Below are 19,372 nucleotides of genomic sequence, written 5' to 3' on the forward strand. Positions count from 1 at the left end.
TAAGCGCCTAACGACCCCGGGGAGAATGGGTTTTGTCGCTTCGACACCCATCAATTTTTCTCAAGGTAGACATATCCATGGCAAACGCAGTCTCTGGCAACATCCCCCTCATCATCGAACTGAAGGCGGAGCCGATCTTCCCGCCGGCCGGTTCCGGCGGCATCGACCTCGACGCCTACGAAGAGATGCAGGACAGGGAAGAGGAGCAGATGCTGCGCTTGCTGACCAGCCGTCGCGGCGTCGCACGCGCCCGCCACAACTACTGGAACTGAGTCCCGCCGCCTCGCAAGACCTCTCTACGCACGCTATACAGGACGGGCTGATGCACCCAACCCCGTCGAAGCAATGATCTGGAAAGAGCTGGGCACCCACTGAGGTGCCCATTTTCATGGCTGCGCGCATCGCACCGCTGAGCACCGAATCGTTGGCGATCACACCGCACCACATCGGGATGGGAGAGGCGCCCGGCACCGTGGTCGTCGGATTTCATATACGGCCGGCTCCTAGTTGGGGCCCCCCAAGCCCCGGAGACGCGCCGCCTAGACCCAGGACCCCCCTCGCGCAAGGGTGACTGCCAGGCCTCAGGGTCCCTATCGCGGAGGCTCCAGCGCGTCCGGTAAATTGTCCATTCTTAGGAAAGGGTGCACGGACCGCGGCGATTTTCCCCCTTGGTGGCGACTTCTTGTTCTGGTGTTAGCCTCACTTGGCGTTCCGTTGCGATAGTGCCCGATGCTCAATTAATGACCATCGGGCATTGTTTTGGATTAGGTGTTGAATAGGTTGTCACCCTTAGATGGAAATCGACCGGTCGTGGCCCTTCACCGGAAATTTTTTCCAGCCAAAAACGGGTTTCCTTAGCCTCTTGCCAAGGTGCCAAGCGCCCGCTTGGACCTTCCCAAATTCCCAGTTCCCCCGGCCCCTGCTGGACCGTGCATCAGACTCCCGCCGGGCGGCCCACAGCACGTCTGATCCTTATCCTCTTGCGCTGTCGCCTTTGTAGCACCTCTGCAGGGCACGTAAATTTTCGATACATTAGCGCTTGCCGAATTCAACGGAGTTAAGAAGTGCCCACACACGGACAAGCCAATGCCAAGTCTTTTGACCTGGAACCTGGTGGTCGCAGGCTGATCATCGTCCAGCCAGACGAGGTCGTGGCCGCTTCTCGCAAGGCTTCATCGTCTCAGTTTGGCAATATGCTTTCTGACTGGAATGTGCTCGACCTCGGCATTGTCGCCGTGTCGTTGGTCATTCCAGGTAGGAACCAATTGGTAAAGGCGGCGAGCGCCGTTGCTGTGGCCGCCATTAAGCACGTCTACGACGCTTGGAAAAGTGCGCGCGAAGGCGGCCTGAACATTCAGCAGGTCAGCTTCACCGAAGCAAAACATTTGGAGATGCAGCCAAGCCACCCGATCTTGGGGACGGTCTACGCCGCCCACCCGTGCGTGGACAGCCGTTTCTACCCGGTCGCCAATTTTCACCGCAAGGTCTTCGAAGATAAGGTCGCCGAGGCAAACCGACTTCTCATGAGCCTGGGTGCGACGAGTATTACGATCGAGCACATTCAGGGTTGGGACAGGACCTTTAACGCTAGTCTGACAGCTCACGGAGCTGGTGCGGATGTGGCCGCTCATGCCAGTAGAACCTCAGCCGCCTCTTCAAACTTGATGTATAAAGCGACCTACGAAAACGACGACGCGCCGGCGCTGCCCGAGAATCTTAATTGGTATGTCCACGAGCGAATGTGGCAGGAGGTAGTCGAAGGGCGACTGAAGCGCGGAATGCGCACCTTCTCCCTGTTCATTACCTACGATGAAGATCACAACATCAACGCTGGGTTGAAGGTGAAACTGGAGAAGGCTGGCCTGGACCTCGGAGGCACTTTCCGCGATCACGTCGCAACGACTTGGAAGATGACTGGCACTTTCAACGATCAAAAGCCTGCTTAAATTCTCCGGCGCGGCATCCCTACACCCATTCCTATTTTTATTCGTCGCCGCTGTGACCGGCAGCGATCTGCGTGCCTTCGCTCTGCTTACGGCGGCCTACGACGGGGCGGTCGTCCTTCCCAAAATGGAAGGGCTCGGCGCTGGAGAACCATTGGTTCCAGAACGCGGTTTTGACGACCCAAAGGTTGTGGCACGGGATGGATTGCAGCAGTAGGTCAGCAACCGCTTGCTGGTCGGACATCATCGATGCGGGGATAACGTTGGGCTTCAGGTTCCAATTTAAGATGCCCTGGGCGTCTATGAACGCTACATCGACGCGCTTGCCCAATTGGTAATTGACGATATAGACAACATTCTGCGAATAGGGCTTGCCGCCCATTGCCTCGCTAGCGGTAAAGGTGAATCCATGCCGGAGCTTCTTTCCCGGCCACAGACCGGAGCTGGCAGCTCTTGATATGGGCGGGGGCGGGCCAAGCAGGATGCACCGTTTCCATTTGCCTACTGTCGAATAGTAGATTTGGGTTCGGGCAACGTGAGACCCGTCGCCGAACAGATCATGCGGTTGTCCGTCAACTACGTATTGCGATACAAGCGGGACGTTCACTTGCACAGAATCATACGATTTCAGAACAAGGGGATCTTTGAATGTGTGAAGTTTGATAGCTACATCGCCGCGGACCGCATACAGCGCAAAGATGGGGGTTGACCGGTATTTCAAATTGGTAAGCGTGACCTGGCTGATGCCTTGCCCATTGAATCTGTCCACTTCATACGTGTGACTTTGTCCGACCTTGTGGCCAGATTTCAAAAAACCGAAATAGACCGCGAACATTGCGCTTGGTAGCGCCGCGATCTTTAGTATTTCTGTAAGCGCACCCAACTCCATAATGCCCTCCATGTTGATGCGCGCATTATGCACCGCGACGCGCACACGGAGGTGGGCAGGGCTTGTCTTGAATTCGCACTACCGGGGCGCCATCCCCTTCCTTAGCTTCGCGGGCTCTTCCATCATTTCGCGCACGTCCTGATCGCGTTCAATGACGCAGGGCCCCGCGCGCAGGGTCTCCATGAAGTCGTCGTATAGCCCCGCCGTGACGCCAACGGGGCGCTTAAAGTCGTTGGAGAGCTGGTGGGCGCGCAGCAGGACCGAACGCAGCCGCTTCACCTCCCAAAGCAGGGTGATCACGTCGGCGTTCCAGGACTGGCGCTCCCTGATGGCGCGCAGCTCGGCGCAGGAGAGTGGGGTTTTGAACGTCATGGTGGAATGCACTGTTTATCCATACAGTGTATTCCGCCCAGGCGCGGGTCAAGTCATCGGCGTGGCGACCAGCTTGTCCGAGGGGAAGGGCACCATGAACTGGCGGCTTTGATCCGCGCTCGCGGTGAGCCAGTCCCCATACGCCCCTTCGGGGAGGATCACGACCATCCGCTTCTCCTTGCCCGCCTGGTGGTAGTCGCGAAACAGGGGATCGTTATCAGCGTTGATGGTCAGCATGGTGTAGCTCTCATGCCACGCGCCCGCCGCGTCGCGGTAGCGGTCCCACAGACCCGCGATCCCCAGGGGCGCCCCGTCAGCGCGCGTGAACCGCGTCGCGATAGCCTTGCCCGACCTCCAGTCGGGTTCGAAGATCGCATCAGCCGGGATCACGCAGTGCTGGGCCCGGTGCCACGCGTTGCGGAAGGTGAAGGCATTTGCGACCCTGTCGTCCCGGGCGTTGAAGGTCGACAGCTTCTCGGCGCCGGCCAGGTCGTCCGGGCGGGTCGTCGAAGAGATCAGGCCCAGCGCCCGAGCACCGCCTCGCGCTCGGGGACCGCTTCATCGCCGGCGTCGTGCTCCGGCGGGCGCCGGACGAAGACACCTTGGTAGCGCGGCCACATATCGTATTTGCCGGCCGGCGGCCTGTCCCGCACACCAAACTTGGCGGGTAGGAGCTCGGCATCTTTCAGGGTCTGATAATGGCTGCACATCACTGCGACCCCCCTGGAATATCCAGACATAATATAGCCCGGACTTCCATATCATTCCGTCTCCATGTCTCGCAGAAAGCCCAAAAACGCCACCAACGCCAAAACCGCCAATGCCAAGCCGTCCCCGCCTCAGCCGGCACCAGCCCTCCAGCCCGCCGCGCCACCTCCGCCAAAATTTGACGTCGCTTGGCTCGGCGTGGTGCCTGTTATCGGCTGGGCCCTCGCTTACGCACACGAGGCGGGATACTTCAGCAAGAATGATGTGCCGTTGGCATTTATCGAACTCAGTCTTACGCAAGTGATCAAGGCAGCATTCACGCTGCTGGTGACTGGCTTAGTGTTCGGTCAATGGGTTGAAGCCGTCGCGCAAAGTAAGTCCAGGGTGCGCACGACGATCGTTCTCATACTGGTTTACATCTCAACGGCCGGCCTCGCGCTGAAGTTTTTGCCCGACGGATTGACGTCTCAGGCCCTTCGATTCCTTGCGGCGATCGGGTTGATCCTGGGAACTGTTTTGGTCTGCGCGTGGGCGCACAAGTTAATAGGGTGGCGGTTAATGGATACGCTACGGGTCTTTGACAGCCCTACGCTTACTGGCGTGCTGAATCTCTTGACTTGGATCTTTGTCCTGTGCGCACTGGCATGGATAGTGGGCTATCAAAGGCTTAATATCTTTCGCCCATCACCCGTAGTCATTGACTCTGGTTGCGGTCCCGTGCCCCAACTAATTAGTAGATCGGGTGACGCATTTATTTTTAAGCTACCCAGCGCGGGATCAGAGCCGCCTTCCTTTCAGCTCCTGCCGGTGACTGACGCTAAAACGCAGCGCTTTCGAACTTCCAACGCATTGGAGATTCAATTTCGGAACGAGAGTTTCAATGGGCCGTGCAGTGCGGTCGGAGGAAAGTGAGCGAGACGCCGGACAGCGCTCCCACAACCCGGATCGGATTCGCGATGAGAACTCCTAGGAGCCGGCTTCTGCCCCCTCGGTTGTGACCCCGGCGGGCGCTGGCTGCGTGGTTGGAATCGGGTTGCGTCCGACCACCCTGAAGAAGCCAACGAAGCGCTCATGGTCACCGGCTCGCGTATCCCAGACGTGATTAGGGTGATCAGGCTCGATCCGGCCATCGTTAAAGCGGACTTCGATATGCTCGCCATACGCAATGGACGGGCGCTTGCCAGAGAGGTTGCACTGCCAGCGCGCGCCAGACCGCGCATCGGTTCGACGCCCTGGAAACAGCGCGATGGAGCTGAAGTCGACCGCCATCACCAGGTCCCCGGCTCTTCATCCTGGGTTTCTACGTCTGCGGGGCGGGGCGGGGCGCCTCCTCTTGCACGCGCCCCTGATGAATGTCTTGGTGCATACGCATAAACGCCTCCCGTTTGCCATTCTCGTCCTCCCCTGCAAGGATGCGCTCGACCCTCTCTATGTCAACCTGACCGACTCAGCTTGGTCGCTGCGACGTGCGCCGACTTCCGCAGTCGCCCCGGATGTCGTGTATTCGTGCTCGGACTATGATCGGCGCTCTTCGAACGGGTGCCGTCGATAGCTCATCCATCCAAATGCGGTTGATCGAGCGGCCGCTGATTTGCCACCTGCGATGCGCGCCAGCTTTATGCGTCGCCCGACGAGCCGGGGCTACGATCATGAATTTGCTGCCGCGGATCGGTATGGGGCTAGGATGAGGCGACGGGGCAAACATCTCCTCGGTCAAGTTGAGCGCATTTGGGGGCTAGGCAAATCCCTCGGCAGCTAGGCCAGCGTTCATCGTTTGCAGGGAGGATCTCCTGCGGGGTCATACATCGTGAAAGTGCTGTCACGCTCATTGCTCAGGGTGTTGGCGACGTGCGGCGGTAGCGCGCGAAACATGCTGCTATCAGAAACCACCCAGGTTCTAGCTCCTTGATTTTTCCATTTACCGTGCATACCTCAAATTTCGAAATCGGAGACCTATAATAGTCATCGCTTACTTTATCGGCAGTAGTGAACGTTCGGGTAGGCTGCGCCTGTAAGGGTGTATGGGGATAGAAGGGATCCGCCACAATCCCACAGGTGGAAGTTGCTCGAAAGAGCTGCTGCGGCCGGGGCGGTGAGCTTTAGTTTGCAAGGCGAACCCTCGGGGCGCACTAAAAAAGCGATACAAAGCGCAGCATTCTCGAGGGAGGGTCCCACAAAAAAGGGTAGAAGCCAATACTTAACCTATTCGACAGTCTCAGTCGGATGGGTTAGGGAAAGTATTGGCTTCCCACAAAAAAGGTTTAAGAAAAAAGCTAGGTTGGGGAAAGATTTTTCAAAGGCATTCCTGTTTCGTGAAGCTTAGAGGCCGACTATCCATCTAGCGCAAGAGAAAAACTATGCATCGATAACTATAATTTGGCGGTTCGTCGCTTATAGCTTAGACGTCTTAACCGTGATGATTTTCCATACCCCCTAAATGGTAGGAACTGGCTGCAACACTCGTCTCTTGTTTCCCAGTCCGCGGGCCGCTGCAGAGTCCGCTTAGCATTTTACCTTGGCACGTCATCAGTGTGGCATTCAAGCAATTGTCGAAATAGTTCGATAAGTGTTTAGGTATTGTCCTATTAATAGCGATGAAAAAGACTAGATATCAACGGCATTGCTACGAGAGTAGCGACGTTGGGCAGCTATCGACGCCATAGCCGCGTTTTACCAGGTCCGCTGCCAAAGGACACTGACCAGCCGCCCGCTTGAGATTGAGCCCGTGACGTGGTCTTCAGCCGAAGGCGGAGGGCATGTTCGTCAACCTCGACCGGGAACGTGACCGCGTGCGTTTCTCCAGCCGCCAGGGAAAGAACATTGACCAGGCGCAGTTCCCGGACCTAGCCGCTGGCGATCGTTCTGCTGGCGCCGGGCACCCAGACCCACGGCGAACTTCTGGTCGAGCGCGACAAGAAGGAGCTGCCGCGGGAGATCGGCTACGGCATGCTGAACAAGATCGATCAGGGCGGCGGGCTCGAACCGGGGTGCCGGGTGGTGCTGCGCGTCTGGGACCAGATCCCGGCATCCGCGGTGGTTCCGAAGGGCAAGCACGCGGTGCCCTACAAGCAGCGCCTGACCGGGCTCGTGAAGCAACTATCTGCCATGAAGCTGCACGATGGCCTGCTCGCCCTGATCGACACGCGCATCGTTCATTCGATGCAGGAAGCGCTGGCCCACTATCGCGAGTATTTGGTCCAGGGCAAAGAGGGGACCGTCCTGAAGAAGAGGGAGGCGATCTGGCGAGACGGCACCAGCAAGGAGCAGATCAAGCTCAAGTTGGAGGCCGAGGTCGATCTGGTCGTCCGCGGCATCGTGCCGGGCAAGGCGAACACCAAGAACGAAGGGCGCGCAGGGGCGCTTGCGTGCGAGTCCGCCTGCGGGCGCCTGAAGACTGACGTCACCGTCAAGAACGAGGCGATGCGCGATGACGTCGATGCGAACCCCGACAACTGGATCAGCAGCATCATCAAGGTGAAGGCCAGCTCGATCATGGCGCCGTCGGCGAGCAGCGACTTCTATTCGCTCTTTCTGCCCCGGATGATCGAAGCGTGCTACCGCACCGACAAGCACGTCGCGGACACCCTAGAGCAGGTGCAGGCGCAGTTCGACGCCGCGGTCGCCGCCGCATAACCCCAAGTCGAACCGCACTGCATACAGTGGTGCGGTTCGGTATCACACAACACGACATGAAACGCGAAAACGAGAAGACGATCGTCGAAGTGCGCGCCGGCAGCCCGTTCCCCTGGAAGGTGATCGACTTCGGGATGGGGCACATGGATCTGGTGGACGCCAACGGCGCCGTCGTTCCGCTGTTGCGCACCCTCGCGCTGGTGACGACGATCACCGCGCACATGGCGACCCAGCAGGGGCAGAAGGAGGGCACGGAGACCCAGGAGGCCGCGGCATGAAAAAGCTCCTGAGCTTTCTGGGCAGGCTGATCTTCAAGCCTGAGCGCACCCCGGACCCGCGCCCGATGGTTCTGGAAATTGCGCATTCCTTGCGAACGGCGCCGGAATTGTGGAAAGAGCAGGGCCTCGCCCTTGTGCGCGGCGTCGGACCGCTCGTCATCCTCCACCACGTGCTCACCGTCGACGGCAAGCTCATCGACCTGACTGTGGACGAGTATCGCGAGCTGATCGCCCCGCGCACGCACTGGCGGGTGACGAGCAGGATGCGGAACTCGTCGCTTTCCCGGTTGCGGCACGACGAGTGGCACCGCACCCAATCGCGTCTCCCGCGACTGCGGGGAGCGAAGCGCTAACCTTGTGTTGAGAAAGAAACAACCCCGGCCACGAGCCGGGGTTTTCATTAAAACTCGCACCGAATCCCGGAAGGCGGCACCCACTCGCAGCGCCATTGCGGCTTCTTCGTGTCCCCGCTGCTATCTGGCGCGGGAACGCCGAAAGACGCCGCGTCAGACCCTTCAGCAACTTTCCAGTTCACTACTACGCTGCCACGAGGCACACCAGCTTGGTCAAGGGCTTCTTGCACTTTGGCGCTGGCGACTTTGAACTGCGCTGCGCTGACGACAGGTTTGTCCATTTTCGATCTCCACACTTCGCTGCGTTGATTGTCTTATTGTTTGCTCCGAGACTAGCGCCCGCGGGCGGTGCCAACCATATGCAAGATTGAGTATGGGGTTATCAGTCCGCGCTAATAAATTAGGGAAGATTGAGGAAGAAATTGGATGACGCGGGCACAAAAAAGGACCAAAGAATTTTGGTCCAATCTTGGTCCACGCAGCGTGGGAGAACTCGGGAATTGCAGTTGTTAGCTGGGACTTGATGTGCTTGAAAACACTCAGGAAAAAGCCTGGATTTGATGCCAATTTCGCATTGCGAACGCGACGCTCTCCCAGCTGAGCTACCGCCCCAAATCAAGCAAGACCAGAAATATACAGGAATTCCCCCCGGCTGCGCAACACGCGCCGGCGCCGATATTTTTCAGACAAATGCGAGCGTGGCGATGACCGGCGCGTGGTCCGACGGTTGCTCGTTGCGGCGGGGTTCCTTGTCGATCACGCAGGCGGTGCAACGCTTGACTAAAGGGGCAGACAGCAGCACGTGGTCGATGCGCAGGCCGGCGTTGCGGCGGAACGCGAATTGGCGGTAATCCCACCACGTAAACGACTTTTCCGGCTGCTCGAACAGGCGGAACGAGTCGGTCAGGCCCACGTCGATCAGCGAGCGCAAGGCCTGGCGTTCAGGTTCGGACACAAGGACCTGGCCTTCCCACTTTTCGGGGTTGTGCACGTCTTCGTCGGCGGGCGCGACGTTGTAGTCGCCCAGCACGGCCAGGCGGGGGAATTGCTTGATCTCTTCAGCCAGCCATTTGCGCATGGCTTCAAACCATTCCAGCTTGTACGCGTACTTGTCGGACCCGACCGACTGGCCGTTGGGGCAGTAGGCGCAGACGACGCGCACTTCGCCTTCGGGGCTGGGGAAGGTCAGGGCCAGGACGCGCTGCTGCGGGTCTTCGTAGCCGGGGATGTTGCGCACCATCGTCGTGCCGGGCACGCGGGAAATGATGGCGACGCCGTTATAGGTTTTCTGGCCGGCCCACACAGCGTGGTAGCCGGCTTCCTTGAATGCCGCCTCGGGGAACTTGTCGTCGGTGAGCTTGAGTTCCTGGATGCACAGCACGTCGACGGGATTGGCGGCGAGCCAGTCGAGGACCTGTTGCAGGCGCACGTTCAGGGAGTTGACGTTCCAAGTTGCGAGTTTCATGTTTTGTTCAGATGTTTGTTTACGCGGCTCTCGGGGCATCGCGTCGGCGTGACGGGCCGATGGCTTCAAATCTGGCTTCGATGGCGTCGTTGAAACGAGAGCAATTCGGGGGGGGGCCGAGGCCGCCCCTGCAGATGCGGAATGATACCGCGCCGCCATGACGCGCTTTTTTGCCCGGCCTGCGCATGTTGGGTGTCAGACACCGGCCAGCGAAGCTCCACCGCCGCCGCAAGGTGTCAGACACGCACAAACAAAAACCCCGATTCCTGCGAATCGGGGTTCTGGCTTTTGCTATTCGCTGATGTGATTGAACTCAACCGATCCCGGCTCGATTCCCCCGCGCCGCAGCCGGCCGTCGACATCGTCCGGATTTCCGCCCGCCGCGTCCGCCGCCGGCAAGTCCAGCCAATTCGCCAGTTCCTGCTTTGCTTGCTGGCTGTCGGATATCCCGCCATTGACCAGCGCCACGCCGTCGCTGCCGTCGAGCTTTCGATAACTGATCTGTGTCTTCATCTTGCCTCCTGGGTTGCGGTGGATTTGCCGGTCCACCGTAACACACGACGCATTAGCGTCATCCGGGGGGCTTCCCGGATGCGGCAATCAACCCTTTACCAAACCGCCGTCCACGATCAGGTTCTGCCCGGTCACGGCGCGCGACCAGGGGCTGGCGAAGAACAGAACCGCGTCGGCGAATTGCTCCGGCGTGGTGACTTCGCGCAGCGGGGTGCCGGCGGCGATCATGTCGAAGACGGCGTCGGGGGTGGCGGCCGAGGCGTCGGTGGTGCGCAGCAGGCCGCCGGACACCATGTTGACGGTGATGCCGTCCGCGCCCAGTTCGTGGGACAGGGTGCGGGTAAAGGCAAGCAGCGCGGCCTTGGCGGCGGTGTAGTCGTGGTACGGCACGACGGGGTTCTGGACCAGATTGGTGCCGACGTTGATGATGCGGCCGCCGCCGGCGGCGCGCATGCCGGGCAGGGCGGCCTGCGTGGTGTTGAGCGCCGCGCGCACGCTGCCTTCGATCTGGGCGTTCATCTGCGCCCAGTCCAGCGTGTCGGCGTGGGGACGGGCGTCGCCGTTGAACTGGAAGGCGGGCAGGGCGTTGTTGACGATCGTGCTGACCGGCTGGCCAAAGTGCTGGCTGGCGCGGGCGACCAGGGCGGCGACGGCGGCGGGGTCGCGCACGTCGGCCTGCACGGCCAGGGCGCGGTCCGGGGCGGAAGCCGCCAGAGCCTCGGCGCGCTCTGCGCTGTTCAGGTAGTTGATGACGACCTTGGCGCCTTCACGCAGGAAGGCCTGCGCGATGGCGGCGCCTAGGCCGCGGCTGGCGCCGGTGACGATGACGAGTTGCTGGTTCAGGTTCAGTTGCGGGCGTTGCGATGACATGGGGTACGACTTCCTGCTCAATGTTCCGAGCCGCTGTTGAGCATGCGGCTGCGGGCTTTTTCGATATGGGCGCGCATGACGTTGCGCGCGCCCTCGGCATCCTGATCGCGGATCAGTTTATAGATGTGGCGGTGTTCGTCGATGGCGGCGCGCGTGCGCTTCCAGGGTTCGCTGTGGACCAGATGGCGCATGACGTTCACGGCGTGGCTCACGTCGTATTCCAGGGACTTGAGCACCTGCACGAAGCGCTGGTTGCCCGTGGCCGTGGCAATGGCGCGGTGAAAGCCATAGTCGTGATGGTGCGCGATGGCGCCGGACGCGTCGGCCTCTTCGTAGCCGGTCAGCATGCGGTCCATTTCCTGCAGGTCTTCGGGTGTGCGGCGCAGTGCGGCCAGGTGCGCGCATTCGGGCTCGATCACCATGCGCAGTTCCAGGCCTTCCAGGATGTGGCCCACGCGGCGCGCGGGGTCCACGGCGGGCATGCCGCCCATCAGGTCCGGTTTGGACTTCACGTAGGAGCCCGATCCGCGGATCGAGTCCACGAGCTGGTCTTCACGCAGCCGGTCCAGCGCCTGGCGCACGACGGGCCGCGACACTTCAAAGAGCGCGGCCAGTTCCAGTTCGGTCGGCAGCTTGTTGCCGGGGGCAATCTTGCCGGTGGCGATCGCGTAGAACAGGCTTTCGTAGACGCGCTCGGCAAAGCGCTCGGCGCGGACATAGCCCAGGCCTGACGCCACCTCGGCCAGCACGTCCAGTTCGGGACGGGGGCGGGTAGCCGCGGCCAGCAGCGATTCAAGCTGCGGGTCACGTACGTTGCTCATCGGGCGCTCCTTCAAGTAGGGACAGGTTGTCATGCGGCATGACTAACCGGCGGGCCGCTAAGCCCCTGAAATATTAGGGATAACCCGATCATCCAGAAAAATATCCTGAAGGTTGGGATTAAAGCTGTCATTTCAATTGACAAGTTGCGGAGGCCTCCCGTACCTTGCCATTCAAACCACAACGCCCGCGCGCACGACGCGCAGGCGGCGCGGCCGGCCCAGCTGCTGGCAAGCGCTCCGAGACATGCAGCTTCCCCCAACCGGCCGTTCGGCCGCTACTTTACTCCGCACATCGTGACTCAGAAGAACTTTATCGCCAACCAATGGGTGGCCGCGGCCACCGGTGAAACCATTCCCGTCCTGAACCCGTCCGATGGCAAGCCTTTCGAGGAACTGGCCCGCTCGAACGAGGCCGACGTGGACCGCGCCGTGCAGGCCGCGCGCCAGGCGTTCGAAGGCGAGTGGGGCCAGATGGCGCCCGCCGTCCGCAGCCGCCTGCTGATGAAGATTGCCTTTGCGCTGCTGGACCGCCAGGAGGAACTGGCGCAGCTGGAATCGGCCGACACGGGCAAGCCCATCAAGCAGGCGCGCGCCGATGCCGCCGCCGTGGCGCGCTATTTCGAGTTCTATGCCGGCGCGGTCGACAAGCTGCACGGCGAGACCATTCCCTACACCCCGGGCTTCACCGTGCTGACGGTGCGCGAGCCGCATGGCGTCACCGGCCACATCGTGCCGTGGAACTACCCCCTGCAGATCTTCGGCCGCAGCGTCGGCGCGGCGCTGGCGGCGGGCAACGCGTGCGTGGTCAAGCCCGCTGAAGATGCCTGCCTGTCGCTCTTGAAGCTGGCCGAGATCGCCGCCGAAGTCGGCCTGCCCGCCGGCGCGCTGAACATCGTCACGGGCTACGGCCATGAGGCCGGCGCTGCGCTGTCCGCGCATCCGGGCATCGACCACATCTCGTTCACGGGCTCGCCGCAGACCGGCAAGATGGTCGCGCACGCCGCTGCCGAGAACCACGTGCCCGTCACGCTGGAACTGGGCGGCAAGTCGCCGCAGATCGTGTTCGACGACGCTGACCTGGACGCCGCGATGCCGGTGCTGCTGGGCGCCATCATCCAGAACGCCGGCCAGACGTGCTCGGCCGGCAGCCGCGTGCTGATCCAGCGCGGCGTGTACGAAACCGTGCTCAAGCGCCTGTCGGACGCGTTTTCCGCCACGGTGACCGGACCGGCGGCGGCGGACCTGGATGTCGGTCCGCTGATCAACGCGCGCCAGCAGGACCGCGTGCGCGGCTTCCTGGCCGAAGCCGAGGCGCAAGGCATGAAGGTCGCCGCGCGCGGCAAGCTGAAGGACGGCACGCCCGAGGCCGGCTTCTATCAGCCGCCCGTGCTGTTCCGCGACGTGCCGCCCGACAGCCGCTTGGCGCAGGAAGAAGTCTTCGGCCCGGTACTGGCCGCCATGGTGTTCGACACCGAGGAAGAAGCGCTGGAAATCGCCAATGGCACGTTGTATGGCCTGGTGGCGGGCGTGTGGACGCGCGACGGCGGCCGCCAGATGCGCTTGGCCCGCAAGCTGCGCGCCGGCCAGGTGTTCGTCAACAACTACGGCGCGGGCGGTGGCGTGGAACTGCCGTTCGGCGGTTCGCGCCAGTCGGGCTACGGCCGCGAGAAGGGCTTTGAGGCGCTGTACGGCTTCACCAGCCTGAAGACCATCGCGATCCGCCACTGATCCCGGCGCGGGGGCGCCGCGTTCGCGCAAGGACCCGGGCAATGGCCCGGGCAGCGGCCCCCAGCAAGGACCCGGACAAAATATCGGTTAACGTTGATGTTTTGCTTCCGGGGCCTGCCGCCCCGCTTTCAGGATCCGTATGTTCACCGGTATTGTTCAAGGCACCGCGAAGATCGCAAAGATCGCGGATCGCGAAGGCCTGCGCACCTTCACGCTGGATTTTCCCCCTGGTTTCTGCACTGACCTGGCCATCGGCGCCAGCGTGTCGACGGACGGCGTCTGCCTGACCGTCACGGAAATCCTGTCCGAGAATCAGGCTACGTTCGACGTCATGCTGCAAAGCCTGGCGATCACCACGCTGGGCAGTTATGGCGAGGGCGACAGCGCGAATGTAGAGCGCGCGGCCAAGGACGGCGCCGAGATCGGCGGCCATCCGTTGTCGGGCCACGTGGACTTCACGTCGCAGGTGCTGATGGTGAAGTCGTCGGACACCAATCGCCTGATGCGCTTCAGCATTCCCGAGGCCTTCCGCAAATATGTGTTCGCCAAGGGCTACATCGCCATCAACGGCGCCAGCCTGACCGTGTCGGAAGTGAACCGCGCCGAAGGCTGGTTCGAGGTCTGGCTGATTCCTGAGACGCGCCGCATGACGGTCTTCGAGGACAAGCAGGTGGGCGACGCGGTCAACATCGAGATCGAGCGCAGCACGCAGGTCATCGTCGACACTGTGCGCGAGACCGTTCAGGAAAGCCTGGGCAAGCTGCAACCGCTGCTGGAGGCGATCCTGAAGGAAAAGGGACTGACGCTGGAAGACTTCGTCAGCCCGCAGGGCAAGCTGAAGTAGTACCGATTGATAGGGGCCACGATGGCCGCCTTCGTCGACATGGCCGGCGCCTTTGCGCCGGCCATGCCGTTTTCACGCCGCCGCGAACGGCCGCCCCTGCGGCCGCACCCGCATCCCGGGCGCCAGACGCGTCCATGGCAGATCCGCGGGATCGGCCTGCATCGGGCCGGGCGCCTTGGCCACCAGTACCTCGTGCGCGATGGGCTGGAAGTCGGCCCGGAAATGCACCGAGCTTTTCACCACCAATATCCCCATTTCCTCGGGCTGCACGCCGCCGACGCGGAACAGGTTGCGGTCCAGCATCTGCGCCTTGCCGGCGCTGACCACTACCCGCACGCCGCCGATCCGCAGCGTGGCCGTCCCGCCCAGGTCGACGTCCATGCCGTTCATCATCGGGCCGTCAAAGCGCAGCTTGCCGTCCGATAGCGCCTCGACCACGAATTCGCCTTCAAAGGCCGCGTCGCCCGTGACGCCGGACTGACCGCCCAGCTTGAGCGCGACGGTCGCGCCGACGCCTGCCGCTGTTGCCTGACGCACCACGTCGGGGTCGTACAGCAAGCCCAGCGCCGCGTTCTGCGCGTCCGCTTCCACCAGCGCGCGCAGCATGCCGGTGGTGTTGGCGTCACCGCCCGCGCCGGGGTTGTCCTGCGTGTCCGCAATGACGATGGGCCGCGTCGCTTCCGCGGCCAGGGCCTGCGCGCGGCGCACCGCCTCGGCCGGTTCCAGAAAGTTCGGCGACCACTCGGGTTCCAGCGCCAATACGCGCGCATACAGCGATTCCGTGACCTGCTCGACCGCGGCGGCGTCCGTGCCGTAGGCCCACACCACCGGCCCGCACTCCGGGAAATCCGCGGCGGGAAAGCCCGGCGCGAAGGAGATGGAGGCCACGCCGGGCGTCTGTTCTAGTTCACCCAGCAGCGCATACACGCCCTGCGAGGGTTCGAGCATCGTGCACATGCCGTTGATGGGAATCAGGAAGGGCAGGCGGCGTTCGCTGCGGGTCCATTTGCCGCCGGCCTGCATGCGCGCCATGAGCAGCCGCGCGGCCAGCACGCCGGTGTCGGCCATGTCCACGTGCGGATACGTGCGAAACGCTACCAGGCCGTCGGCGCTTTGCAGCATCTGCGCGGTGACATTCGCGTGCAGATCCAGGCTGGCGACCACCGGCACGTCCGATCCCACGATCTCGCGCACGCGGGCAAGCAGTTCGCCTTCGCCATCGTCCAGATGTTCCGTGACCATGGCGCCGTGCAGGTCCAGGTAGACGGCGTCAAAGCCGCCCGCCCGCACCGCGTCCAGAATCTCGCCGGCGATGCGCTCGTAGGCGTCCTGCGTCACATGGGCCGACGGGCTGGCGCCTGCCCAGATCACGGTCTGCACGGTGTGGCCGTCGGCGGCCATAGCATTGATGAAGCCGCCGGCCGGGATGTTGACCTCGCGCAGCGCCAGCATGTCCGCGCCTCGCACCATCGCGGGAAAGCCTTCGCCGCGCACGAAGTTGTCGTAGCCCGCCTTGGAGGGCGCGAAGGTGTTGGTCTCGTGCTGGAAGCCAGCAACCAGGATGTGCATGAGCGTTTTTCCTTGCCGATGAGAGGAGGGGAATTCGAGCGTGCGGAAATTATTGGGGGCGGCGCCGCGATCGGCAATACCGATGTCCGCGGCACAACGCGCCAACGCCTCGACAAGCCCGCCATCGCGGGAAATCCCTGATGCATCGCGCGTTGCGTGCCCCGAAGTTGCTCGCTTAGAATATTTTTATGAACTACATCGGTATTGCTAAACAATACCTGAAAAGTAGGCGGCAAAAGCAGGGCATCGAATCGGATGCGGGCTATCGCGCCGGCCACCCAGGCGCATCAAGGTTGCAGGGAAGTCATGCGGACAGACGAGTACGAAGGGCAGGACGGATTGGCGTTGGCGGGGCTGCTGGCGCGCGGACAGGTGACGCCGGCCGAGCTGATGGAATGCGCGTTGCAGTTGGCCGAAGAACGCGGCGCGCCATTGAACGCGCTGACCTACGTGCAGCCTGAAACGGGCCGTAAATTGGCCGGCGGCTGGACCGAGCGCGGCCTGTTCCGCGGCATTCCCTTTCTGCTCAAGGATTCGGGTCTGCCGAGCGTGCGCTTTCCGTCCAGCCTGGGTTCGGCACTGTTTGACGACACGGAATACGCGTTCGACGCGACGTTGGCCCAGCGCTTCGAAGCGTCGGGACTGATCCCATTCGCACGGACCACGGTATCGGAGCTGTGCATGGGACCGTCCACCGAGGCGCGCCGCAACGGCGGCGCCACGCTGAACCCGCGGGCGCTGGACCGGTCGGTCGGCGGTTCGAGCGGCGGCGCCGCGGTTGCAGTGGCGGCAGGCATCGTGCCGGTGGCACACGGCAGCGATGGCGGCGGGTCGATCCGCATCCCGGCTGCCTGCTGCGGCGTGTTTGGCTTAAAGCCCAGCCGGGGCCGCGTGCCGATGGGGCCGGCTCGCGGCGAAGGGTGGGGCGGCATGGCCTGCGAAGGCGTGCTGACGCGCAGCGTGCGCGATACCGCGGCGGCGATGGACGGGATCAGCGGCTATGCGCCGGGTTCGCCCTACGCCGCGCCGCCCGCGCCGGGCTCGTATCTGGATTCGGTGCGCGAGCAACGCCGCGAGCCCCTGCGCATCGCCGTGTGGCGCCAGGCCTGGAATGGAATCCCCATCGCGCCGGAATGCCTGGCCGCCGTCGAACGCACGGCCCGCCTGTGCCGGGAACTGGGACACGAGGTCGTCGACGCGCCGTTGCCGGACCTGGACTATTCGGGATTCGTCCGCGCCCACGGCACCGTGCTGGCCACGAACATCGTGCTGGCCGTGCAGGCGCGCCTGGCAATCCGTGGCCGCGAGCTGCGCGATGACGACCTGGAGCCGGTCATCCGCGACGGCCTGTCGGTGGGCCGCGAACTGACCGCCACGCAATACGTGGATTCGATCAACCGCTTCCATGCGATCGGCCGCGCCATCGAGTCGGCCATGACGGACGTCGATCTGGTGCTGACGCCCACGCTGGCGCAACTGCCCGCCAAGCTGGGCGACCTGGCGCTGGAAGGCGAGTTCTGGGCGTTCCGCGAAAAGGTGTCGCGCTATGCGACCTTCCTGGCGGTGATCAACGCCTCGGGCCAGCCAGCGGCCAGCCTGCCGCTGGACTGGACGGAATCAGGGGTGCCGGTGGCCAGCCAGCTCTTCGGGCACTTCGGACGCGAGGACCAGATCCTGCGCCTGGCGGCCGAGCTGGAACGCGCCGCGCCCTGGACGGGGCGGCAGATCCTGCTGCCCTGATCCGCATCAAGGCCCGCCGGCACGCCGCCGGCGCCGGACCAAACCATAAAGGGGAAGTAATGAAGCGATCCTTTCTGTTTTCCGCAGCACTGATCCTGGCCGCAGCCGCGCCGCTGGCCGCCGTGCCCGCCGCCAGCCAGGCCGAGACCACCGCCAAGTTCGTGATGCACGCGCCGCTGCGCGTGCTGGACCCGATCCTGACGTCGGCCTACGTCACCCGCAACCACGGCTATCTGGTCTACGACACGTTGTTCTCGATGGACGCGTCAGGCCGTCCGCAGCCGCAGATGGTGGAGTCGTGGACGGTGTCCGAAGACGGCATGAACTATGTCTTCAAATTGCGCCCCGGACTGGTGTTCCATGACGGCGCGCCGGTCACGGCTGAAGACGTGGTCGCGTCCCTGCAGCGCTGGCAGGCGGGCGACGCGACGATCGGCAACCGCCTGAAGAACGCCACCGCCGAACTCGCCGCGACGGGGGCCGACACCTTCACGCTCAAGCTCAAGGCGCCCTACGGACTGGTGCTGGAATCGCTGGCCAAGGAAAGCTCGCCGGTGCCGTTCATCATGCCCAAGCGCATCGCATCCGCGCCGGCCTCGCAGGCGATCAGCGAGACGATCGGGTCCGGCCCTTACAAATTCGTGCAGGCCGATTTCCAGGCCGGCGTGAAAGCCACCTATATAAAGTTCGACGGCTACGTGCCGCGCAAAGAGCCGGCCAGTGCGTTCGCGGGCGGCAAGGTCGTCACGGTGGACCGGCTGGAACTCTTGAACATTCCCGACAGCCAGACCGCGGTGAACGCGCTGCGCAACGGCGAGATCGACTTCCTGGAGGACGTTCCGCCCGACCTGATGCCGCAGTTGAAGGACGCCAAGGGCATCGCGCTCAAGTCCTACGGCAAGAACTCCAACATGTTCACCTTGCGGATGAACTGGCTGCAGGCGCCTTTCAACAACGTGAAGGTGCGCCGCGCGGCGCTGGCCGCCCTGTATGAAGCGGACTACCTGGACGCGCAGATCGGCGATCCGGACGTCTACCAGGTGTGCGGGGCGGTGCTGACCTGCGTGTCGCCCTACGCGTCCGAAGAAGGCGCCACGCAGATCAACCCGCCGGATCTGGCAAACGCCCGCAAGCTGCTGAAGGAAAGCGGTTACGCCGGCGAAAAGGTCGTGGTGCTGCATCCGACCGACCTGCCCATCTTCGCCAACATCGCGCCCGTCACGGCGCAGGCGCTGCGCAGCATCGGCATGAACGTCGAGATCCAGTCGATGGACTGGGCCACGCTGCTCAGCCGCCGCAGCAAGAAAGAGGGCGTGGATCACGGCGGCTGGAGCATCTTCCAGTCCAACATGTCCAGCCTGGATCTGATCTCGGCGGTGGGCAATCCCAACCTGGACGGGCGCGCGGATTCCACCTATCCCGGCTGGACGCACGACGCCGTCATGGACGAGCTGCGCAGCCGCTTCGCCGCCGCGCGCACCGAGGACGAACGCCGCGAACTGGCCCAGGCCATCCAGCGCCGCAACTATGAGCAGGTGATGTACGTGCCGCTGGGCGGGTACTCCAAGTTCAAGGGCTACAACGCCAAGTTCGCGGACATGGTCGATGCGCCGATTCCGCTTTTCTGGACCTCGCCCAAGTAGCGG

The 19,372-nt window shown here is 62.9% G+C and carries 20 protein-coding genes, 1 tRNA gene and 1 pseudogene; 11 read left to right on the forward strand and 11 right to left on the reverse strand.

What is annotated here, in order from left to right:
* Positions 1-77 precede the first annotated feature (77 nt).
* On the forward strand, positions 78-272 hold the full coding sequence (locus tag MHZ91_RS15280) for a hypothetical protein (RefSeq protein WP_239214418.1): 195 nt from the start codon (positions 78-80) through the stop codon (positions 270-272).
* Positions 273-1,064: 792 nt separating this feature from the next.
* Positions 1,065-1,946, forward strand: coding sequence for a hypothetical protein (locus MHZ91_RS15285; protein ID WP_239214421.1), 882 nt, complete (start codon positions 1,065-1,067; stop codon positions 1,944-1,946).
* A 37-nt stretch (positions 1,947-1,983) separates the two neighbouring features.
* On the opposite strand, the gene MHZ91_RS15290 is transcribed toward MHZ91_RS15285, so the two are convergent.
* From MHZ91_RS15290 to MHZ91_RS15300, 3 genes and pseudogenes are all read right to left on the reverse strand, one after another.
* The gene (locus MHZ91_RS15290) at positions 1,984-2,877 is read right to left on the reverse strand and encodes a hypothetical protein (protein ID WP_239214424.1); all 894 of its coding nucleotides are present in this window, start codon (positions 2,875-2,877) and stop codon (positions 1,984-1,986) included.
* Between the two features lie 33 nt (positions 2,878-2,910).
* Entirely contained in the window at positions 2,911-3,204 is a 294-nt protein-coding gene (locus MHZ91_RS15295) for a hypothetical protein (RefSeq protein WP_239214427.1), read from the reverse strand.
* Positions 3,205-3,252: 48 nt separating this feature from the next.
* Positions 3,253-3,914: pseudogene (locus MHZ91_RS15300) on the reverse strand (SOS response-associated peptidase).
* Positions 3,915-3,978: 64 nt separating this feature from the next.
* Between MHZ91_RS15300 and MHZ91_RS15305 the strand changes: the two are divergent.
* Positions 3,979-4,824, forward strand: a complete 846-nt coding sequence (locus tag MHZ91_RS15305) for a hypothetical protein (RefSeq protein WP_239214430.1) — start codon at positions 3,979-3,981, stop codon at positions 4,822-4,824.
* A gap of 54 nt (positions 4,825-4,878) precedes the next feature.
* Here MHZ91_RS15305 and MHZ91_RS15310 read toward each other — a convergent pair whose 3' ends face one another.
* Complete coding sequence (locus MHZ91_RS15310; protein ID WP_239214431.1) at positions 4,879-5,181, reverse strand: hypothetical protein; 303 nt, start codon at positions 5,179-5,181, stop codon at positions 4,879-4,881.
* A gap of 1,677 nt (positions 5,182-6,858) precedes the next feature.
* Between MHZ91_RS15310 and MHZ91_RS15315 the strand changes: the two genes are divergently transcribed.
* The 3 genes from MHZ91_RS15315 to MHZ91_RS15325 are packed head-to-tail and all read left to right on the forward strand — an operon-like array spanning position 6,859 to position 8,176.
* Positions 6,859-7,545, forward strand: a complete 687-nt coding sequence (locus MHZ91_RS15315; protein WP_239214432.1) for a hypothetical protein — start codon at positions 6,859-6,861, stop codon at positions 7,543-7,545.
* A gap of 56 nt (positions 7,546-7,601) precedes the next feature.
* Positions 7,602-7,823, forward strand: a complete 222-nt coding sequence (locus MHZ91_RS15320; RefSeq protein ID WP_239214433.1) for a hypothetical protein — start codon at positions 7,602-7,604, stop codon at positions 7,821-7,823.
* Complete coding sequence (locus MHZ91_RS15325) at positions 7,820-8,176, forward strand: hypothetical protein (RefSeq protein ID WP_239214434.1); 357 nt, start codon at positions 7,820-7,822, stop codon at positions 8,174-8,176. Before MHZ91_RS15320 ends, MHZ91_RS15325 begins: the two co-directional genes overlap by 4 nt.
* Before the next feature lie 47 nt (positions 8,177-8,223).
* On the opposite strand, the gene MHZ91_RS15330 is transcribed toward MHZ91_RS15325, so the two are convergent.
* The 6 genes from MHZ91_RS15330 to MHZ91_RS15355 form a co-directional block, all read right to left on the reverse strand.
* Positions 8,224-8,457 (reverse strand): hypothetical protein, encoded by a 234-nt coding sequence (locus MHZ91_RS15330; protein WP_239214435.1) that lies wholly within the window; start codon positions 8,455-8,457, stop codon positions 8,224-8,226.
* Positions 8,458-8,656: 199 nt separating this feature from the next.
* A tRNA-Ala gene (locus tag MHZ91_RS15335) sits at positions 8,657-8,785 on the reverse strand.
* A 73-nt stretch (positions 8,786-8,858) separates the two neighbouring features.
* Positions 8,859-9,641, reverse strand: coding sequence for an exodeoxyribonuclease III (gene xth / locus MHZ91_RS15340; RefSeq protein ID WP_239214436.1), 783 nt, complete (start codon positions 9,639-9,641; stop codon positions 8,859-8,861).
* Positions 9,642-9,932: 291 nt separating this feature from the next.
* Positions 9,933-10,154: a hypothetical protein gene (locus MHZ91_RS15345; protein ID WP_063952506.1), complete on the reverse strand. Its 222-nt coding sequence runs from the start codon at positions 10,152-10,154 to the stop codon at positions 9,933-9,935.
* A gap of 87 nt (positions 10,155-10,241) precedes the next feature.
* Positions 10,242-11,024 carry a 3-oxoacyl-ACP reductase gene (locus MHZ91_RS15350; RefSeq protein WP_175138908.1) on the reverse strand — a complete coding sequence of 261 codons (783 nt, stop codon included), beginning with the start codon at positions 11,022-11,024 and terminating at the stop codon, positions 10,242-10,244.
* 17 nt (positions 11,025-11,041) lie between these two features.
* The gene (locus MHZ91_RS15355; RefSeq protein WP_175185135.1) at positions 11,042-11,845 is read right to left on the reverse strand and encodes a FadR/GntR family transcriptional regulator; all 804 of its coding nucleotides are present in this window, start codon (positions 11,843-11,845) and stop codon (positions 11,042-11,044) included.
* A 291-nt stretch (positions 11,846-12,136) separates the two neighbouring features.
* On the opposite strand from MHZ91_RS15355, the gene MHZ91_RS15360 reads away from it, so the two are divergent.
* Positions 12,137-13,573 (forward strand): aldehyde dehydrogenase family protein, encoded by a 1,437-nt coding sequence (locus MHZ91_RS15360; RefSeq protein ID WP_200952151.1) that lies wholly within the window; start codon positions 12,137-12,139, stop codon positions 13,571-13,573.
* A 139-nt stretch (positions 13,574-13,712) separates the two neighbouring features.
* Entirely contained in the window at positions 13,713-14,417 is a 705-nt protein-coding gene (locus MHZ91_RS15365; RefSeq protein ID WP_056569982.1) for a riboflavin synthase, read from the forward strand.
* Positions 14,418-14,489: 72 nt separating this feature from the next.
* Here MHZ91_RS15365 and MHZ91_RS15370 read toward each other — a convergent pair whose 3' ends face one another.
* Positions 14,490-15,986 carry a M81 family metallopeptidase gene (locus MHZ91_RS15370; protein ID WP_239214437.1) on the reverse strand — a complete coding sequence of 499 codons (1,497 nt, stop codon included), beginning with the start codon at positions 15,984-15,986 and terminating at the stop codon, positions 14,490-14,492.
* On the opposite strand from MHZ91_RS15370, the gene MHZ91_RS15375 reads away from it, so the two are divergent.
* From MHZ91_RS15375 to MHZ91_RS15385, 3 genes are all read left to right on the forward strand, one after another.
* Positions 15,957-16,127, forward strand: coding sequence for a hypothetical protein (locus MHZ91_RS15375; protein WP_239214438.1), 171 nt, complete (start codon positions 15,957-15,959; stop codon positions 16,125-16,127). The two genes, MHZ91_RS15370 and MHZ91_RS15375, sit on opposite strands and share 30 nt — an antisense overlap.
* Positions 16,128-16,292: 165 nt before the next feature.
* Positions 16,293-17,726 carry an amidase gene (locus MHZ91_RS15380; RefSeq protein WP_239214439.1) on the forward strand — a complete coding sequence of 478 codons (1,434 nt, stop codon included), beginning with the start codon at positions 16,293-16,295 and terminating at the stop codon, positions 17,724-17,726.
* A 59-nt stretch (positions 17,727-17,785) separates the two neighbouring features.
* Positions 17,786-19,369: an ABC transporter substrate-binding protein gene (locus tag MHZ91_RS15385; RefSeq protein ID WP_175124171.1), complete on the forward strand. Its 1,584-nt coding sequence runs from the start codon at positions 17,786-17,788 to the stop codon at positions 19,367-19,369.
* Positions 19,370-19,372: the final 3 nt, after the last annotated feature.

Source organism: Achromobacter sp. ACRQX (assembly GCF_022346505.1).
Lineage (GTDB): Bacteria > Pseudomonadota > Gammaproteobacteria > Burkholderiales > Burkholderiaceae_B > Achromobacter > Achromobacter animicus.

Excerpts from the sequence above, each read along its gene's own strand:
- xth (WP_239214436.1), bottom strand. The coding sequence starts at position 9,641 with ATGAAACTCGCAACTTGGAACGTCAACTCCCTGAACGTGCGCCTGCAA.
- MHZ91_RS15320 (WP_239214433.1), top strand. The coding sequence starts at position 7,602 with ATGAAACGCGAAAACGAGAAGACGATCGTCGAAGTGCGCGCCGGCAGC.
- MHZ91_RS15355 (WP_175185135.1), bottom strand. The coding sequence starts at position 11,845 with ATGAGCAACGTACGTGACCCGCAGCTTGAATCGCTGCTGGCCGCGGCT.
- MHZ91_RS15380 (WP_239214439.1), top strand. The coding sequence starts at position 16,293 with ATGCGGACAGACGAGTACGAAGGGCAGGACGGATTGGCGTTGGCGGGG.
- MHZ91_RS15385 (WP_175124171.1), top strand. The coding sequence starts at position 17,786 with ATGAAGCGATCCTTTCTGTTTTCCGCAGCACTGATCCTGGCCGCAGCC.
- MHZ91_RS15345 (WP_063952506.1), bottom strand. The coding sequence starts at position 10,154 with ATGAAGACACAGATCAGTTATCGAAAGCTCGACGGCAGCGACGGCGTG.
- MHZ91_RS15280 (WP_239214418.1), top strand. The coding sequence starts at position 78 with ATGGCAAACGCAGTCTCTGGCAACATCCCCCTCATCATCGAACTGAAG.
- MHZ91_RS15305 (WP_239214430.1), top strand. The coding sequence starts at position 3,979 with ATGTCTCGCAGAAAGCCCAAAAACGCCACCAACGCCAAAACCGCCAAT.
- MHZ91_RS15370 (WP_239214437.1), bottom strand. The coding sequence starts at position 15,986 with ATGCACATCCTGGTTGCTGGCTTCCAGCACGAGACCAACACCTTCGCG.
- MHZ91_RS15330 (WP_239214435.1), bottom strand. The coding sequence starts at position 8,457 with ATGGACAAACCTGTCGTCAGCGCAGCGCAGTTCAAAGTCGCCAGCGCC.
- MHZ91_RS15310 (WP_239214431.1), bottom strand. The coding sequence starts at position 5,181 with ATGGCGGTCGACTTCAGCTCCATCGCGCTGTTTCCAGGGCGTCGAACC.
- MHZ91_RS15350 (WP_175138908.1), bottom strand. The coding sequence starts at position 11,024 with ATGTCATCGCAACGCCCGCAACTGAACCTGAACCAGCAACTCGTCATC.
- MHZ91_RS15315 (WP_239214432.1), top strand. The coding sequence starts at position 6,859 with ATGCTGAACAAGATCGATCAGGGCGGCGGGCTCGAACCGGGGTGCCGG.
- MHZ91_RS15295 (WP_239214427.1), bottom strand. The coding sequence starts at position 3,204 with ATGACGTTCAAAACCCCACTCTCCTGCGCCGAGCTGCGCGCCATCAGG.
- MHZ91_RS15325 (WP_239214434.1), top strand. The coding sequence starts at position 7,820 with ATGAAAAAGCTCCTGAGCTTTCTGGGCAGGCTGATCTTCAAGCCTGAG.
- MHZ91_RS15365 (WP_056569982.1), top strand. The coding sequence starts at position 13,713 with ATGTTCACCGGTATTGTTCAAGGCACCGCGAAGATCGCAAAGATCGCG.